This window comes from Streptomyces sp. NPDC091280 (genome assembly GCF_044768565.1).
Lineage (GTDB): Bacteria > Actinomycetota > Actinomycetes > Streptomycetales > Streptomycetaceae > Streptomyces.
On record NZ_JBIVUZ010000001.1, the window covers coordinates 811,016 to 827,625 of the forward strand.

Annotated in this window: 18 protein-coding genes; 12 read left to right on the plus strand and 6 right to left on the minus strand. The window is 70.6% G+C overall.

Annotation, left to right across the window (positions count from 1 at the left end; genetic code table 11):
* Nucleotides 1–83: 83 nt before the first annotated feature.
* Nucleotides 84–617, minus strand: coding sequence for a PadR family transcriptional regulator (locus tag ACIQPR_RS03765; protein ID WP_403641376.1), 534 nt, complete (start codon nucleotides 615–617; stop codon nucleotides 84–86).
* 129 nt (nucleotides 618–746) lie between these two features.
* Here ACIQPR_RS03765 and ACIQPR_RS03770 point away from each other — a divergent pair, with 129 nt between their 5' ends.
* Together ACIQPR_RS03770 and ACIQPR_RS03775 are read left to right on the plus strand one after the other, a co-directional pair.
* Nucleotides 747–1,316 carry a hypothetical protein gene (locus tag ACIQPR_RS03770; RefSeq protein ID WP_403641379.1) on the plus strand — a complete coding sequence of 190 codons (570 nt, stop codon included), beginning with the start codon at nucleotides 747–749 and terminating at the stop codon, nucleotides 1,314–1,316.
* Nucleotides 1,313–2,017: a TMEM175 family protein gene (locus tag ACIQPR_RS03775; RefSeq protein ID WP_403641382.1), complete on the plus strand. Its 705-nt coding sequence runs from the start codon at nucleotides 1,313–1,315 to the stop codon at nucleotides 2,015–2,017. Before ACIQPR_RS03770 ends, ACIQPR_RS03775 begins: the two co-directional genes overlap by 4 nt.
* 114 nt (nucleotides 2,018–2,131) lie before the next feature.
* Here ACIQPR_RS03775 and ACIQPR_RS03780 read toward each other — a convergent pair whose 3' ends face one another.
* On the minus strand, nucleotides 2,132–3,040 hold the full coding sequence (locus tag ACIQPR_RS03780; protein WP_403641384.1) for a MurR/RpiR family transcriptional regulator: 909 nt from the start codon (nucleotides 3,038–3,040) through the stop codon (nucleotides 2,132–2,134).
* Nucleotides 3,037–4,569, minus strand: a complete 1,533-nt coding sequence (locus tag ACIQPR_RS03785) for an aromatic amino acid ammonia-lyase (RefSeq protein WP_403641386.1) — start codon at nucleotides 4,567–4,569, stop codon at nucleotides 3,037–3,039. The genes ACIQPR_RS03780 and ACIQPR_RS03785 overlap by 4 nt, the downstream gene beginning before the upstream one ends.
* A gap of 141 nt (nucleotides 4,570–4,710) precedes the next feature.
* On the opposite strand from ACIQPR_RS03785, the gene ACIQPR_RS03790 reads away from it, so the two are divergent.
* From ACIQPR_RS03790 to ACIQPR_RS03815, 6 genes are all read left to right on the plus strand, one after another.
* Nucleotides 4,711–5,745, plus strand: coding sequence for an ABC transporter ATP-binding protein (locus ACIQPR_RS03790; protein WP_403641389.1), 1,035 nt, complete (start codon nucleotides 4,711–4,713; stop codon nucleotides 5,743–5,745).
* Nucleotides 5,742–6,383, plus strand: a complete 642-nt coding sequence (locus ACIQPR_RS03795; RefSeq protein ID WP_403641392.1) for an ABC transporter permease — start codon at nucleotides 5,742–5,744, stop codon at nucleotides 6,381–6,383. The genes ACIQPR_RS03790 and ACIQPR_RS03795 overlap by 4 nt, the downstream gene beginning before the upstream one ends.
* Nucleotides 6,383–7,045: an ABC transporter permease gene (locus ACIQPR_RS03800; RefSeq protein ID WP_403642902.1), complete on the plus strand. Its 663-nt coding sequence runs from the start codon at nucleotides 6,383–6,385 to the stop codon at nucleotides 7,043–7,045. The genes ACIQPR_RS03795 and ACIQPR_RS03800 overlap by 1 nt, the downstream gene beginning before the upstream one ends.
* A 100-nt stretch (nucleotides 7,046–7,145) precedes the next feature.
* Nucleotides 7,146–8,081 (plus strand): ABC transporter substrate-binding protein, encoded by a 936-nt coding sequence (locus ACIQPR_RS03805; protein ID WP_403641395.1) that lies wholly within the window; start codon nucleotides 7,146–7,148, stop codon nucleotides 8,079–8,081.
* A gap of 109 nt (nucleotides 8,082–8,190) precedes the next feature.
* A complete protein-coding gene (locus ACIQPR_RS03810) occupies nucleotides 8,191–8,760 on the plus strand; it encodes a carbonic anhydrase (RefSeq protein ID WP_403641398.1) in 570 nt (189 codons plus the stop codon).
* Nucleotides 8,761–8,858: 98 nt separating this feature from the next.
* Nucleotides 8,859–9,290 (plus strand): hypothetical protein, encoded by a 432-nt coding sequence (locus tag ACIQPR_RS03815; protein WP_403642905.1) that lies wholly within the window; start codon nucleotides 8,859–8,861, stop codon nucleotides 9,288–9,290.
* Nucleotides 9,291–9,682: 392 nt separating this feature from the next.
* Here ACIQPR_RS03815 and ACIQPR_RS03820 read toward each other — a convergent pair whose 3' ends face one another.
* Nucleotides 9,683–11,074 (minus strand): cystathionine beta-synthase, encoded by a 1,392-nt coding sequence (locus tag ACIQPR_RS03820; protein WP_403641400.1) that lies wholly within the window; start codon nucleotides 11,072–11,074, stop codon nucleotides 9,683–9,685.
* Between the two features lie 148 nt (nucleotides 11,075–11,222).
* Here ACIQPR_RS03820 and ACIQPR_RS03825 point away from each other — a divergent pair, with 148 nt between their 5' ends.
* From ACIQPR_RS03825 to ACIQPR_RS03835, 3 genes are all read left to right on the plus strand, one after another.
* Nucleotides 11,223–12,260 (plus strand): SGNH/GDSL hydrolase family protein, encoded by a 1,038-nt coding sequence (locus ACIQPR_RS03825; protein WP_403641403.1) that lies wholly within the window; start codon nucleotides 11,223–11,225, stop codon nucleotides 12,258–12,260.
* Nucleotides 12,261–12,407: 147 nt separating this feature from the next.
* On the plus strand, nucleotides 12,408–13,628 hold the full coding sequence (locus tag ACIQPR_RS03830; protein WP_403641406.1) for an acetyl-CoA C-acetyltransferase: 1,221 nt from the start codon (nucleotides 12,408–12,410) through the stop codon (nucleotides 13,626–13,628).
* Nucleotides 13,629–13,911: 283 nt separating this feature from the next.
* The gene (locus tag ACIQPR_RS03835; RefSeq protein WP_403642908.1) at nucleotides 13,912–14,691 is read left to right on the plus strand and encodes a hypothetical protein; all 780 of its coding nucleotides are present in this window, start codon (nucleotides 13,912–13,914) and stop codon (nucleotides 14,689–14,691) included.
* A 143-nt stretch (nucleotides 14,692–14,834) separates the two neighbouring features.
* Here ACIQPR_RS03835 and ACIQPR_RS03840 read toward each other — a convergent pair whose 3' ends face one another.
* On the minus strand, nucleotides 14,835–15,146 hold the full coding sequence (locus ACIQPR_RS03840; protein WP_403641409.1) for a hypothetical protein: 312 nt from the start codon (nucleotides 15,144–15,146) through the stop codon (nucleotides 14,835–14,837).
* Nucleotides 15,147–15,248: 102 nt separating this feature from the next.
* Here ACIQPR_RS03840 and ACIQPR_RS03845 point away from each other — a divergent pair, with 102 nt between their 5' ends.
* Entirely contained in the window at nucleotides 15,249–15,479 is a 231-nt protein-coding gene (locus tag ACIQPR_RS03845) for a DUF4287 domain-containing protein (RefSeq protein ID WP_366316557.1), read from the plus strand.
* Nucleotides 15,480–15,567: 88 nt separating this feature from the next.
* Here ACIQPR_RS03845 and ACIQPR_RS03850 read toward each other — a convergent pair whose 3' ends face one another.
* Entirely contained in the window at nucleotides 15,568–16,455 is an 888-nt protein-coding gene (locus ACIQPR_RS03850; protein WP_403641411.1) for a Bax inhibitor-1/YccA family protein, read from the minus strand.
* Nucleotides 16,456–16,610: the final 155 nt, after the last annotated feature.

Here is a 16,610-nt window from a genome sequence, read left to right on the forward strand (position 1 = left end):
GGCCGGGAGACTAGTGAGCGAACGTGAGACGAGTCTGAGAACGGGCTATTTCGCCCGCACCCGGATGCCACCCCCGCCCCGGGTCAGGAGGGCGTGTCCAGGCGCTCGGTGAGTTCGCCGGCGGCCCAGCGGGCCCACTGCTCGGCGGTCTCGGAACCCCGCAGGCCGTATTCGAGCATGAGCCAGCCGCAGATCTGGACGGGGTCGCCCACCCACTCCGCGTTGTCGAGGATGGCCTGCATCGCGGTGAGCCGCTGGTGGTTGTGGTCGGCGAACTTCTCCAGGTACGCGGCGCCCTCGCCGCGGTCGAGGGTCCACAGGAAGAAGACGCGGAGCAGGGCCGCGCTGCGGAAGGCGAGGTCGACGTCGGATTCGGTGAGCCAGCGGCGCAGTTCGGCGCGGCCCGCGTCGGTGATGCCGTACTCGCGGCGCTGGCGGGCGCCGGTGCCGGTGATCTCGATCAGCCCGTTCTCGTCGAGCTTGGCCAGCTCGCTGTAGACCTGGCTCTTCTGGGCGGGCCACACGGCCGACAGCCCCTCGTCGAACCGCTTGAGCAGGTCGTAGCCGCTGGCGGGCTGCTCGGAGAGGAGCCCGAGGAGGGCGTGGGGCAGGCTCATGACCTCACCCTACCGTCCGGACTTTCACTAACCATGACTGGACGGTCGAGAGTTGGACGGTCATAATCCAACCGTCCAACATTGGACTCCCCGGTACGGCTGCTCTTGGACTCGTGGAGGAAAACACCGGTGAACTACGTCCGCGGTTTCGCACCCTGGCTGTGTTACGCGGCCCTGAGCCCGGTCGACTGGCGACTGGGCACGGGCGCCGCCGCACTGGCCGCGCTCTGGTTGCTCGCAGGGCAGCTCCGCGCCCGGAGCGTCGATCTGCTGGGCGCCGCCACCTGCGCCTTCTTCGTGGTCATGGCCGTCGTCGCGCTGGCGGACCCGGCGTCGGGACTGCGGCACTGGATCTGCGCGCTGGCGAACGCCACCCTGGCGGCCACCGCCCTGGCCTCCCTCGCCGTGCGCCGCCCCTTCACGCTGGCCTTCGCCCGCGCGGAGGTGGCACCGGAGTTCTGGCACTCGCCGCGCTTCATCCGGGTCAACATGGTCCTGACGACCATATGGGCGTCCGCGTTCGCGCTCGGCGCGCTCGCCTGCGCCCTCGTGGTCGGCTACGACCACTCCGCGACGGCGCCGCTGGTCGCCGCCCAGGTGCTGGCGTTCGTCGTCCCGTTCGTCCTCTCCGGCCGTTACGCGGCCCGGGCCAAGGCCGCCGCCGCGAACGCGACCGCGGCCGGACAGGCCATCGCATGAGCGCCCCCGACACGACGACCGAACCGACCGGATCAACCGGGTCGGCCGGGTCGGCCGGGTCGGCCGAGCCGTCCGAACCCACCAGACCCGCCGAGCCGGCCGGGCGGATCGAACCGGCGAGTCCGGAGCGGCTGATCTACTTCTCGGACGCGGTGGTGGCCATCGCCATCACCCTGCTGGCCCTCGAACTGCCGGTCCCGGGCGCGGACGCGCACGGCGACGCGGGCGTGCGGCACTTCCTGCGCGAGCACCTGACGGAGTACGTCGCGTTCCTGGTCAGCTTCGCGGCCATCGCCATGCAGTGGATGCTGCACCAGCGCGTGTTCCGGTACGTGAGGGGCCTGTCCGGCGGGGCCATCCGCTGGAACCTGCTGTGGCTGCTGCTGATCGTCGTCACACCGTTCACCACGAAACTGCTGACCAGCGAGGCGGACGCGTTCCGGACCCAGTTCATCGTGTACGCGGCCGGCCAGGCCCTGACCGGCCTGTGCTTCAGACTGACCGTCGCGGATCTGCGCCAGTCCGGGCTGCTGCGCCAGGACGCCCCGCGCGAGGTGATCGCGGAGACCCTGGCGTGGGTGGACGCGACGATCGTGACGTTCGCCGTCTCGATCCCCGTCGCCCTGGTCACGCACTGGGCGTCCCTGTGCTGGGCGCTGCTGCCGGTGGCGCAGAAGCTCCTGCGCCGCGTCACCTCCTGACGCGAAGGGGCCGCCCGGCCACCACGCCCCGGGCGGCCCCGACACCGAACAGCACGTCCGCACAAGGCACTTGACGCCCGTCCTTTCACGCCTGCCAGGTCACGGTCACGCCCGTCACTCCACGAACAGCCCCCGTGCCGCCGCCCGCGCGTCGAACTCCTCCAGCCGGGCCTGCGCGTCCGGCAGGTCGTCGCACATCGCCTCAAGGAGGACCCGCCCCAGCAGCATCGGCGCGCACGCCGTGTCGAAGGCGAGCCCGGTGCCGACGGCGGCCGGGATCAGCAGGTCGGACACCTTGGCGACGGGCGCGAACGCCGAGTCCGCGACGGTGACGACGGTCAGGCCCGCCTCCCGCGCGTACGCCAGGGTGTCGACGACCTCGCGCGGATGCCGGGGCAGCGCGAAGCAGAGCAGAGCGGTGGCACCGGCCCGGACGGCCGCGTCGATGCGGTCGTGGATCATCGTGCCGCCCTCGTTGAGCAGCCGTACGTCCGGGTGCACCTTGGCGGCGAAGTACGCGAAGCCGTACGCCTGGGAGGCCGCCGCGCGCAGTCCGAGGACGGGCAGCGGGCGCGAGGCGGCGAGCAGCCGGCCCGCCTTGGCGACCGGGCGGGGATCGGCCAGTATCTCGGAGAGGTGCCTGAGGTTCTCGATCTCGGCCTCTACGGCCTGCTGGTACTCGTTGTACGACGCCGTGTCCGGGGCCGACTCGGCGGGCGCGACCTCGCGGAGGTGCTTGCGCAGCGCCGGGTAGCCGTCGAAGCCGAGCGCGACCGCGAAGCGGGTCACGGAGGGCTGGCTGACGCCGGCGAGTTCGGCGAGTTCCACACTGGACAGGAACGGCACCTCCGCCGCGCGCCGCACCATGCTGTGGGCGATGCGCCGCTGGGTCGGGGTGAGCCGGTGCCCCTCGAAGAGCGTCTGCAACCGTGCGGCCGGGCTGTCGATCGCACCCGTACTCGTGTCCAAGGTCCCCTCCAGGATCGCGTCCACCGTCTCGTCCAGACTCCCATCCACGGTCATGCCGTGTTCCCCCTCCAGATCTCGGTGAACCGGTCCAGCAGTCCGGCCGCCGCCGTCACGTCGTCCGTGAGCGGCCGGTCCGCCGGGTCGTCGTCGAGCACCGCCTCGGCGAGTTCCAGCGCGCGCCCGACCGGCAGTTCCGGGTCGGGCCGCAGGTCGCGCTGGCGCAACGCCCGTACGGCGGCGACGAGTTCGCAGCCGACGACGAGACGGTACGCGCGGCAGGCGCGCAGTGTCTGACGGGCGGCGAGCGAGGCGAAGCTGGCCTGTTCCTCGACGCCCCGGGAGAGTACAGCGTGCCCGAGCGAGGCGGGAGCGGAGAACGCGCGCAGGTCGCCGAGGGCCGCCGCGGCGGCGTACTCCAGGATCATCACGCCGGAGGAGGCGGGTTCGCTGTCGGCGAGGAAGGGCCTGAGGCGGGTGAACGCGGGCTCGTTGAGGGAGGAGAGCCGCGAGGTCGACAGCCGGGCCACCTGGGTCAGCGCGAGCCTGAAGTGGTCCAGGGCGAGGACGAGTTGGGCCTGGTAGAAGCCGCCGTGGTGGTAGGCGGTCATGTCCTCGGCGGAGATGAAGGGGTTCTCGGCGGCCGCGTTGATCTCGATCGCGAGCACCTCCTCCAGCGCGTCCGCCGCGTCGTGCGCGGGCCCGTGGATCTGCGGCAGGCACCGGAAGCCGTACGGGTCCTGGATGCGCCCGAGCGGAGGGGTGGGCCGGTCGGCGGCACCGATCAACTCCCGCATCCGGCGGGCGACTTCGACCGAGCCCCGGTGCGGGCGGTGGGCGTGCACGGGCGCGGCGAACGGCTCGTGCGACCCGTCCACGGCGAGCAGCGACAGGGCCCCGACGACCTGCGTGGCACCGATCAGTCCGCGCAGTTCGTGCAGCGCGAGCGCGGCCTGTCCGAGGGTGAGGGCGTTGCTGCTGATGAGCGCCAACGCGTCGTTGTTGTCGAGGGGTTGGGGCTCGGGGACGCCGGCCGCGTCCCGGTCCGTCCCCCGCCAGGGCCGCTCCCCGACCAGGGCCAGTCCCACCTGGGCGAGTGCGGCGATGTCCCCGGTGCCCACCGAACCGAACTCGTTGACGGCCGGATGCACCCCGCTCTCCAGGGCCTCGCACAGGGCGGTGACGACGGTCGGGCGCAGGCCGGCGCCGCCGGCGAGGAGCTGGTTCGCGCGGACGGCGAGCATGGCGCGGACCTCGCGGGCCGGGAGTTCGTCGCCGATCGCGCCGGCGTGGCTGCGGAGCAGGCGCAGGCCGTGTTCTGCCGCCGCCTCGGTGGGCACGTCCTCGTTCCGGTTGGCGCCGACGCCGGTCGAGCGGCCGTAGACGCGGCCGGTCGCGGCGATCTGGCGGGCCGCGTCCCAGGACTCGGTGGCGCGCTTCATGGCGTCGGTGCCGGGAACCGGCCGCGCGTCCCCGTCGGCGAGCCGGACGACGTCGGCGACCCCGAAGCCGACCCCGTCGAGGACGACGAGATCGGAGCTCCCGGACACCATGGCATCGGCGGCGTCCACGATCCGAGACGACATAAGGCCCAAACTCCCCTCAATCAGGACACTGGATCTTGCCTACCGGGCATCCGTTACCTCGGATTAACGCGGAGACATTGACAAACTATTCAGACACCGAGAACTCTGCATGACGTTATACAGCCGGGCAAGGGACAACTCATGATCCAGTTCGACGCGGTCCACAAGCGCTTCCCCAACGGCACGACAGCAGTTCACGACCTCTCCCTGGAGATGCCGGAAGGCGGGGTCACCGTACTGGTCGGTTCCTCCGGTTGCGGCAAGACGACCACCCTTCGGATGATCAACCGGATGATCGACCCGACCTCGGGCGTCATCAAGGTCGGCGGCAAGGACGTCACCCAGCAGGACGCCGCCGAACTGCGCCGCTCCATCGGGTACGTCATCCAGCAGTCGGGGCTCTTCCCGCACCGCACGGTCCTCGACAACATCGCCACCGTGCCGCTCCTGCTGGGCCACGGCCGGAAGAAGGCCAGGGCCCGCGCGGCCGAGCTGCTGGAGACCGTCGGCCTGGCCGCCGACGCCGGCAAGCGGTACCCGCACCAGCTCTCCGGCGGCCAGCAGCAGCGCGTCGGCGTGGCCCGCGCGCTCGCCGCCGACCCGCCCGTCCTGCTGATGGACGAGCCCTTCGGCGCCGTGGACCCGGTGGTCCGCACTCAGCTCCAGGACGAACTCCTGCGCCTCCAGAAGGAGTTGAACAAGACCATCGTCTTCGTCACGCACGACATCGACGAGGCCGTACGGCTCGGCGACAAGATCGCGATCTTCCGCACCGGCGGCCACCTCGTCCAGTGCGCGGCGCCCGCCGAACTCCTCGCCCGTCCGGCCGACGACTTCGTCGCCGACTTCCTCGGCGCCGAGCGCGGTCTCAAGCTGCTCTCCCTGACCACCCTCGCGGACGTCCCGCAGGGCCCGGCCCCCCAGGGCACCGCCTGGACCCTGGTCCTGGACGAGGCCCGCAAGCCCCTCCACTGGGCGTCCGAGAACACCGAGATCCCCGTACGACCGCTCACGGACGGCGACTCGCTGCTCGCCGCCCTCAACGAGTCCGTCGCCTCCCCCAACGGCCTGATCGTCCGCGTGGACGCGGCCGGTGTCCTCACCGGGGTCTCCTCCCGCGACGACATCCACACCCACGCGGGCCAGGCGCACGCCGAAGCGCGGGTGGCGGCATGAGCGTCGACTGGTCGTGGATCGGCGACCACACCGACGACCTGACCAGCCTCACGTTCTCGCACCTCCAGGCCGCGCTGACCGCCGTCTTCTTCGGCCTGGTCATCTCGCTCCCGCTGGCGGTCCTGGCCCACCGGGTCCGCCCGCTCCGAGGCTTCCTGCTCGGCCTCTCGAACGTGCTGTTCACGATCCCCTCGATCGCGATCTTCGTCCTCCTCCTCCCCATCAGCGGCCTGACCCGCACCACGACCGTGATCGGCCTGACGGTCTACACGCTGGTCGTGCTGCTGCGGAACACGGTCGAGGGGCTCGACTCGGTCCCCGCGAAGACGAAGGAGGCGGCGAAGGCGATGGGCACGCGCCCGCTGCGCACGCTCCTCACCGTCGAACTCCCCCTCGCGCTCCCGGTGATCATGGCGGGCGTCCGCATCGCCACGGTCATGTCGATCTCCCTGGTCTCCGTGGCGACCTACATCGGCGACGGCGGCCTCGGCCAGCTCTTCACCGACGGCTTCCAGCGGGACTTCCCGACCCCGGTGATCGTGGGCGTGGTCCTCACCCTGCTGCTCGCCGTGGTCGCGGACGCGGCCCTGGTCGCCCTCCAGTACGTACTCACCCCGTGGAAGAGGCGGCGAGCCTGATGTACGAACTCTTCAAGAACCTCGCCAAGTGGCTGACCAGCGGCTCCCAGTGGGCCGGTTCGGACGGCATCGCGCACCGCCTCGCCGAGCACCTCCAGTACTCGCTGCTGGCCACTCTCATCGCGGCCGTGATCGGCCTCCCGCTGGGCCTGCTGATCGGGCACACCGGCAAGGGCGCGTTCCTCGCGATCAACCTGGCCTCCTTCGGCCGCGCGCTGCCGACCGTGGGTCTGGTCGTCCTGGTCTTCCTCGCCAGCGGCCTGTCGATGTGGCCGGTGTACATCGCGCTGGTCGCCCTCGCGGTCCCGTCCATCGTGACGAACACCTACGCCGGGATGACCGCCGTCGACCCGGACGTGAAGGACGCGGCACGCGGCCAGGGCATGCGCGGCCACCAGGTCCTGTTCCAGGTCGAGTTGCCCCTCGCGCTCCCCCTGATCATGACCGGCCTGCGGCTCGCCCTGATCCAGGTGGTGGCCACGGCCACGATCGCCGCGTACGTGTCTTTCGGCGGGCTGGGCCGGTACGTGTTCGACGGGCTCGCCCAACGGGATCTGGTCCAAGTGCTCGGCGGGGCGGTGCTTGTGGCTGTCGTCGCCATCGTGCTGGACCTGGGCCTGTCGGCCCTTCAGCGATACCTCTTCCGCCACCGCACGGCGTGAGTCCTCCGGTGGATTGCCGCTTTTCGTCTGCGGCTTCGTCGTGGCTGGTCGCGCAGTTCCCCGCGCCCCTTGGGGCGCGCTGAATCTGAAGGAACTTGAAATGAACCGTCGTACCCTTCTCGGCGCCCTCGCCGGAACGGCCGTCGCCGTGCCTGTCCTGTCCTCGTGTTCGAGTGGGGTCACCTCGCTCGACGGCGGGGGATCGGCGGGCGGTGGCAGCGCCTCCAGCAAGAACGGCGTCACCATCGGCACCGCCAACTTCACCGAGAACCAGGTGCTGGGCTACCTCTACGCCGCCGTCCTGGAGACGGCCGGAGTGAAGGTCAAGGTCCGCCCCAACCTCGGCACCCGCGAGATCGTCTTCCCCGCCCTCAAGAGCGGTGACATCGACCTCCTCCCCGAGTACCAGGGCTCGCTGCTCACCTACCTCCAGCCCAAGTCCATGGTCGCGGAGGCGGGCGAGATGCAGAACGCCCTCACCCTCGCCCTCCCCGCCGGCCTCCAGGTCCTGCCCTACGGCATCGCGGAGGACGCGGACTGCTTCGCCGTCACCCGCGCGACCGCGAAGAAGTACGGCCTGACCTCGCTGGCCGACCTGGCGAAGTACAACGGCAAGCTGACGCTGGGCGCCTCCGCCGAGGTGAAGACCCGTCAGGTGGGCGTCGTAGGACTGAAAGACGTGTACGGCGTGGAGTTCAAGGAGTTCAAGTCCCTTGATTCCGACGGGCCGTTGGTGAAGGGCGCGCTGAAGAAGGGCGATGTGGACGTGGCGAACCTGTTCACCACCGACACCGACATCAAGGCCAACGACTGGGTCGTGCTGACCGACCCCAAGACCCTGATCCCCAGCCAGCACATCGTCCCGCTCATCGCCGACCGCGTCGCCGACTCCACGGTCCGCAAGGCACTGGCCCGGCTCGGCAATCTGCTCACCACGGCCCAGCTCACCGAGTTGAACCGCCAGGTGGACAAGGACAAGAAGGACCCGGAGGACGTGGCGAACGCGTACGCGAAGCAGCACGGGCTGAAGAAGTAATGCCCGGTCGATGATCTGACGACGAATCACCCAAGCGTCATTAAATCGACACTCTGGGTAACTGCTCGCATGCGTAGGGTGATTACACCCCCACCACCTGAGGAAACGCATGGCCTCGAACCGCACGGCCTTTCCGACGGCCACCGCACCCGCAGCCCTCACCGAACTGCTGGACGGCAACCGGCGTTACGCCACCGGCCACTCCCGTCACCGGCCGGCCGCCGCACAGCACCCGTTCGCGGTGATCGTCGGCTGCGTCGACTGCCGGGTACCGCCCGAGCTGGTCTTCGACCAGGGCCTCGGCGACCTGCTGTGCACCAGGACGGCGGGCGAGGTCCTGGACGAGGCGGTGCTCGCGGCCGTCCAGTACGGCGTCGAGGAACTGGGCATCCCCCTGGTGCTGGTGCTCGGCCATGAGCGCTGCGGGGCGGTGGCGGCGACCCTCGCCCACCTGGAGACCGGCGCTCCCGTGCCCGGCCATCTCGCCCTGCTGGTGGACGAGATCGCCCCGGCCGCGCACCGCACCCGCGCGCTGCCCGGCGACTGGGCCGAGCACACGATGTGCGCCCACACGGCCTGGGTCAGGGACGCGATCCGCGCCGACCCCGCGTTCGCGTCGGCGCACATCGCGGCGGGACGCTTCGACCTCGGCACAAAACTCGTCTCCCTGCTGCCCTGACCCGCGCGCCCCGCTCCCGGTGAACCCGACCCCGAACAGGGGGGCTATCCCCAGTGCAGCGGGCGTGCCGTCTCCCTACTCTGAGGCGCATGACGGGAATGGACTCGCACGACACCGAACTCAAGAAGGAACTCAACGCCACCCTGCAAGCACGCAGGGAGCTGGGCGACGAGTACGAGTCGGCGCTGGTCGACTCGTTCCTGGAGAAGGTCGACCAGCGCATCGACGGCGCGGTGGAGCGCCGGGTGCGGCGGCAGATGGCCGAGCAGCAGATGGTGGTCGCGCGCGGCTCGCGGGGCCCGAAGCCCACCGACTCCTGGGGCGAGCGCTTCGGCTTCGGCATCGTCTCGATGGTGCTGGCGATCCCGCTCTCCGCGATCGGCGGGGGCATCGCCCACCTCCCCGGCCTTCTGGTGGCCTGGGTCGGCATCGTCGGCGTCAACACCGTCCAGGCCGCCCGCACCAACCCGGGACTGTTCGGCGGACGACACCACAAGTCCCCCTCGCAGGACAGCGAGTGGGAGGACTGAGCACTGCTCGTAGAAAAACGAGGGGGCGGACGACTGGCCCCATGAGTGGTCCTACGACTGGAAAAGCTATGCGCGGGGACCGCCGCACCCCCCGTTGACGGGAGGGCGGGACGACGGCGGTCCCCGCGAGGGACGCGGGCCGGGTCAGGGCCAGGCTGGCGCGTCCTGGGCGTCGGTGGAGGTCCGGGAGCCGCTCCGGAGGTCCGTGACGCCGTTTTTGTGTCGGCGAGGCGGGGAGCCGCTCCCGCCCTGCCGACACCCACTAATCTGCCGTACCCGTGTTAAGCGGGTGCTGCGTGGACGTGACGCGCTCGTACCACTTCCGCGAAGTCCACCGATTCGGTGGGCGACCGCAAAGTCGCCGCCGACACGGCCCGTTCACCGGACGTTCGCTACTGCTTCCCGCCCTTGGCGAGGAAGGACAGCAGGTCCTGCCGGCTGATGACCCCGGTCGGCTTGCCCTCGACCAGGACGATCGCCGCGTCGGCCGCGCCGAGCACGGACATCAGGTCGCCCACCGGCTCACCGGAACCGACCTGCGGCAGCGGCGCCGACATGTGCTTCTCCAGCGGGTCGGAGAGCGAGGCCCGCTGGGCGAACAGCGCGTCCAGCAGCTCGCGTTCGACGACCGAGCCGACGACCTCGGCCGCCATGACGTCCGGGTGACCGGCGCCCGGCTTCACGATCGGCATCTGCGAGACGCCGTACTCGCGCAGCACCTCGATGGCCTCGCCGACGGTCTCGTCCGGGTGCATGTGCACGAGGGAGGGGATGGCGCCGTGCACCTTGTCGTTGAGGACGTCGGCGACGCGGGCGCTGGGGCCCTCGTCCTCCAGGAAGCCGTAGTCGGCCATCCACTCGTCGTTGAAGATCTTGGAGAGGTAGCCGCGCCCGCTGTCGGGGAGCAGGACGACGACGACGTCGTCCGGGCCGAGCCGCTCGGCGACCCGCAGCGCGGCGACGACGGCCATCCCGCACGAGCCGCCCACCAGCAGCCCCTCCTCCTTGGCGAGGCGGCGGGTCATCTGGAAGGAGTCCTTGTCGGACACGGGGACGATCTCGTCCGCGACCGTGCGGTCGTAGGCCGTCGGCCAGAAGTCCTCACCGACGCCCTCGACGAGATACGGCCGCCCGGAGCCGCCGGAGTAGACGGAGCCCTCGGGGTCGGCGCCGACGACCTGCACCCGGCCCTCGCTGGCGTCCTTGAGGTAGCGCCCGGTGCCGGAGATGGTGCCGCCGGTGCCGACGCCCGCCACGAAGTGGGTGATCCTCCCCTCGGTCTGCTCCCACAGCTCGGGGCCGGTCGAGTGGTAGTGGGAGAGCGGGTTGTTCGGGTTGGAGTACTGGTCGGGCTTCCAGGCGCCCGGCGTCTCGCGGACCAGGCGGTCGGAGACGTTGTAGTACGAGTCCGGGTGCTCGGGATCCACGGCGGTGGGGCAGACGACCACTTCGGCGCCGTACGCGCGCAGCACGTTGATCTTGTCGGTGGACACCTTGTCGGGGCACACGAAGATGCAGTGGTACCCCTTCTGCTGCGCGACGATGGCCAGGCCGACGCCGGTGTTCCCGCTGGTCGGCTCGACGATGGTGCCGCCGGGCCGGAGCTCCCCGCTCTTCTCGGCCGCCTCGATCATACGCAGCGCGATGCGGTCCTTCACGCTGCCGCCGGGGTTGAAGTACTCCACCTTGGCGAGAACGGTCGCCTGGATACCCGCGGTCACGCTGTTGAGCCTCAGCAGCGGGGTGTTGCCGACGAGGCTGATCATCGAGTCGTGGAATTGCACCGTTGTCTCCGGTTGCTGCAAAAGAAGTGGTCGTGACTGGTCCCGTCAGCCTAAGGCCCATAAATGACGTTCACCGCCTGTTGAGATTGGGCCACCTGCTGTTCGGGGCAAGGAGTGGATGACGGCTCAGAGGAGGTGGCGGCGGCGTATGACGAAGATGTCGAGGGCGCGGGTGGCCCGCAGGATCGCGGCCGGTGCGGCGTACGGCGGTGGCGGGGTCGGGCTGGTGGGCGCGGCGGCCGTCGGCCTGGTGCTGGCCGAGGTGCGCTTCGTGAAACGGCACGTGGGCAACGGCGGCGCGCCGGGCAGCAACCATGTGCCGAGCGCCGACGGCCGCTACGGCCATGTCTACGAGACCCCGGGCGAACCCCCGCTGCGGCTGACCATGCTCGGCGACTCCACGGCCGCGGGCCAGGGGGTGCACCGGGCCGCGCAGACCCCGGGCGCGCTGCTGGCGTCCGGCCTCGCGGCGGTCTCGGAGCGGCCGGTCGAGCTGCGCAACGTGGCGCTCCCGGGCGCCCAGTCCGACGACCTGGACCGCCAGGTGGCCCTCGCCCTCGCGGACACCTCCCGGGTGCCGGACGTGTGCGTGATCATGATCGGCGCGAACGACGTCACCCACCGCATGCACCCGACCAGATCGGTCCGCCACCTCTCGGCGACGGTACGGCGGCTGCGGACGGCCGGTGCCGAGGTGGTCGTGGGCACCTGTCCCGACCTCGGGACGGTGGAGCAGGTCCAGCAGCCATTGCGCTGGCTGGCCCGCCGGGCCTCCCGGCAGCTGGCGGCGGCGCAGACGATCGGCACGGTCGAGCAGGGCGGGCGCACGGTGTCGCTGGGCGACCTGCTGGGCCCCGAGTTCGCGGCGAACCCGCGCGAGCTGTTCGGCCCGGACAACTTCCACCCCTCGACGGAGGGCTACGCGACGGCGGCGATGGCGGTGCTGCCGACCGTCTGCGCGGCCCTGGGCCTGTGGCCGGCCGAGGAGGACCGCCCGGACGTGTCCCGCCGCGAGGGCTTCCTGCCGGTGGCACGGGCGGCGGCGGAGGCCGCGGCGGAGCCGGGCACGGAGGTCACGGCGGCGATGCCGACCGGGCCGCGCGGGCCGTGGGCCCTGCTGAAGCGGCGGAAGCGGCGGCGGGTGCCCGAGCCGGAGATCGCTCCGGTACGGAGCGCCCACCCCTGACCCGGGGAGAGCGGGCACCGGGAAAAGCAAGCGCTTAGAAAACTGCGGCCAGGGTCACACAGCGATCCCCGTGACCTGTGCCATACGTACGGGTAACTTCCGAAGGAGACGTGCAGTCCCCCCGTACAAAACGCCAATGGAGCCGTGATGCCCGAAGCCGTCATCGTCTCGACCGCCCGCTCGCCCATCGGCCGCGCCGTCAAGGGCTCCCTCAAGGACCTGCGCCCCGACGACCTCACCGCCACGATCGTCCAGGCCGCCCTCGACAAGATCCCCGAGCTGGACCCGAAGCTCATCGAGGACCTGATGCTCGGCTGCGGCCTCCCCGGCGGCGAGCAGGGCTACAACCTCGGCCGGATCGTCGCCGTACAGCTGGGCATGGACCATCTGCCGGGCTGCACGATCACCCGTTACTGTTCCTCGTCCCTCCAGACCAGCCGGATGGCCCTGCACGCCATCAAGGCCGGCGAGGGCGACGTCTTCATCTCGGCCGGTGTCGAGACGGTGTCCCGTTACGTCAAGGGCAGCTCGGACGGCCTGCCGGACACCACCAACCCGATCTTCGCCGAGGCGCAGGCCCGCACCGCCGCCACCGCCGCGTCCGAGGGCTCCAGCTGGCACGACCCGCGCGAGGACGGCCTGCTGCCCGACCCGTACATCGCGATGGGCCAGACCGCGGAGAACCTCGCCCGGATCAAGGGCGTCACCCGCCAGGACATGGACGAGTTCGGCGTCCGCTCGCAGAACCTCGCCGAGGAAGCCATCAAGAACGGCTTCTGGGAGCGCGAGATCACCCCGGTCACGCTGCCCGACGGCACGGTCGTCAGCAAGGACGACGGGCCGCGCGCCGGCGTCACCCTGGAGGGCGTCTCCGGCCTCAAGCCGGTGTTCCGCCCCGACGGCCTGGTCACGGCCGGCAACTGCTGCCCGCTGAACGACGGCGCCGCCGCGGTCGTCATCATGAGCGACACCAAGGCCCGCGAGCTGGGCCTGACCCCGCTGGCCCGGATCGTGTCGACCGGTGTCTCCGGCCTCTCCCCCGAGATCATGGGCCTCGGCCCGGTCGAGGCGTCCAAGCAGGCGCTGGGCCGCGCGGGTCTGACCGTCGACGACATCGACCTGTTCGAGATCAACGAGGCGTTCGCCGCCCAGGTGATCCCGTCCTACCGCGACCTGAACATCCCGCTGGAGAAGCTGAACGTGAACGGCGGCGCCATCGCGGTCGGCCACCCCTTCGGCATGACCGGCGCCCGCATCACCGGCACGCTGATCAACTCGCTCCAGTTCCACGACAAGCAGTTCGGCCTGGAGACGATGTGCGTCGGCGGCGGCCAGGGCATGGCGATGGTCATCGAGCGCCTCAGCTGATCAACTGCCCGTAGCCGTACGGGAACTTTGCGTCACCCTCAGGCCCGGAACCCGGTAACCACCTGGGTTCCGGGCCGATTTGTGATCCAATCTCCCCCAGGATGTGACCTATCTCCCATCGAAGAGGGATTTCCCCAGGTCAGGACCGTTTCACCACCAAACATCGGGCCCAAAGTCCTGCCCGATTCGTGACGTTACGCACTGACAGCTGGTTAGTCCGCCCTTCAAGCTGATGTAGGAAGTCGGGGGTCGACTTTGAACCGGGAGTACGTCAGTGAGCGCCATGCCGATCGCTTTGCTGCTCACCACGGCCGCCACAGGCGCCGTGGGCGTCGCCGTCCTGCGCACCCTCTTGGTGCTCCGTCGACAGGTGGCGGACCTGCACACCGAACTGGCCGAGGGCCGGGCCGCCGCCGTACGGGCGCTCGTGCCCGCCGCCCGCAGTCATGCCGACACGGACGAGATACGCGCCGCCGTGGCCGAGGCACTGGCCGAGGAGCGGGAACGGGAGCTGGCCGAGGCGCGCGCCTTCTGGGCCGCCCAGGAGGCCCGCGACACCGAGGTGCCGACCCTGCTGGGTCTGCCCGACAGCGAGCTGTTCATGCCCCGCCAGAGCGACTTCGTGGGCCTTGAGCCGCTGGAGCCGGTGACCGAGCTGTCCGCGGACGCCGACGAGTTCGCCGGCGACTCCCCCGAACTGGCCGCGGCCCGTCGCCGCCACCCGTCCCACCCTGACTTCGTCCCCGCGCAGTCGCCGGTCTCGAACGACCACGAGCGCACGGTGGCGACGCTGGAGGAACTGGCCGAGTCCGCCGTCGAACTGGCCGACGTCCGCCCCGGTCCGCTCGGCACGCTCGACGTCTACGTCTTCGTCGACGGCACCACCCTCTGCATGACCCCGGGCCACCGCGAGACCGCGGAACGCCTGGCGGCGGCGCTCCGGTCCGGGGAGACCCCGTTCCTGCTGGGCGGCTCGGGAGTCTCGGGCGCGTACACGCTGACGTTCGCGTGCGGCCAGGAGAACGTGTACATCCTGGCGGACCGGGTCATAGCGTCCCTTTGATCGTCAGGGGTACGCCGGTCCGTTGTCGGGTGCGGGCCGGTGGGGGCCGGTCGCGCAGTTCCCCGCGCCCCTCAAAGACCTGGGCCCAGCGTGTCTTTAGGGGCGCGACCGGCCACGACGCACCGCAGGCCGCCAACGCCCCCTCAGACCGCCGCCTTCTTCTGCGCCTCCGCGACCAGCTCCAGCGCCCGCTCGACCTCGGCGTCGTTCTGAAGTACGACCGCCAAGTCGTGCACAGCGACGGTGATTTGGTCGGCCGCGGCGAACATCCCCGCGTCCGGCATCTCCCGGGCAGCGGCGCCCGGCTCCTCGACGGACTGCGCCCACAGGGACATCTGCCTGGCCAGCGCCAGCGCCTCCGCGGCAGCGCCTCGTTGCAAACGACTCTGCGGCGCGGCCCTGAGCCGGTCCGCGAAGTGATCCACCGCTTGAGTCAACCGCGTCGTATCCACCACGCCGCGAGACTACGCGTCGCACCCGGACTGTTGCCAACGGGCGAACGCTCAGGCACGGTGACCTGAAGGACCGGCTTACACCCCATGCGTCCGGAGGCGCCGATGTCCCAAGTGTTCTCCCAGGAGACCCACCAGAACATGCTCGCCCGCATCCCCCACTGCACCGGTCGTGAAGTGTCCGACTGGCTGCGCACCGTCGACGAAGGCCCCGCCCTCTTCCGCTTCGAGGAGAAGGTCAGCTGGCTCCGCGCCGAGCACGACCTCGCGTACGGCCACGCCAAGGCGATCATTCACGAGTACGACCTGAGGAGGGCCGCGCGCAAACTGCTCTAGGCGCGCACCACGGACACGACGAAGGGCCCCGGGACGAACCCGGGGCCCTTTCGCGCGATCGGCCAGCCGTCGATCGGCCGGCTGTCGGCTAGTCGTTGCTGTTGAGGATCGCGAGGATCCGCAGGAACTCCATGTAGATCCACACCAGCGTCAGGGTGAGACCGAAGGCGGCGAGCCAGGCCTCTTCCTTGGGGGCGCCGTACGCGATGCCGTCCTCGACCTGCTTGAAGTCCAGGGCCAGGAAGCAGGCACCGAGGATGATGCCGACGACGCCGAAGAAGATGCCGAGCGGGCCGCTGCGGAAGCCGAGGCCGTCACCGCCGCCGAACACGGCGAACAGCAGGTTCACCGCCATCAGCAGCACGAAGCCGAGCGCGGCGGCCATCACGAAGCCGTAGAAGCGGCGGTTGACGCGGATCCAGCCCGCGCGGTACGCGATGAGCACACCGGCGAAGACCGCCATCGTGCCGATCACAGCCTGCATGGCCGCGCCGCTCGCGATGCGGTTGTCGACGACGCTGGAGACGACGCCGAGGAAGACGCCTTCCAGGGCGGCGTACGACAGGATCAGCGCGGGGACCGGCTTGCGCTTGAAGGACTGGACGAACGCCAGCACCATCGCGATCAGCGCGGCGCCGATCCCGATGCCGTAGGAACGGCCGATGTTGGCGTCGTCGACCGGGAGCAGCGCCCAGGCGAGCGCGGCCGTGACGATCAGCGTGCCGAGGGTGGTACCGGTGCGCAGGACGACGTCGTCCATGGTCATCCGGCCGGTGGTGGCCGGGGCCTGGGGCGGTGCGCCCTGCTGGAGGTCCTGCTGGGCGTAGGGGTTCTGCGCATAGGGGTTGCCCTGGGCGTACGGGTTGCCCTGCGTGCCCACGGCGGGGCCCCCGGCCTGCGGCGCGGTGTTGAAGCCCGCGTAGCCGTTGTCGCGGCTGAACCCCCGTCGCGAGAAGACCGGGTTTCTGCTCCTCATTTCACTCCTCCATGGCCGCCTCGCGCGGCCTTGGCCTCAAGAGTAATAGGTAGGCAAAAGTTTGACCCTACCTCTTGGGGAGGATCTTCCCCTCGTCCTGCCACGGTACGCGGTGGACCGCACGCCCTGTGGACACTGGTACCAACCCGTGACGC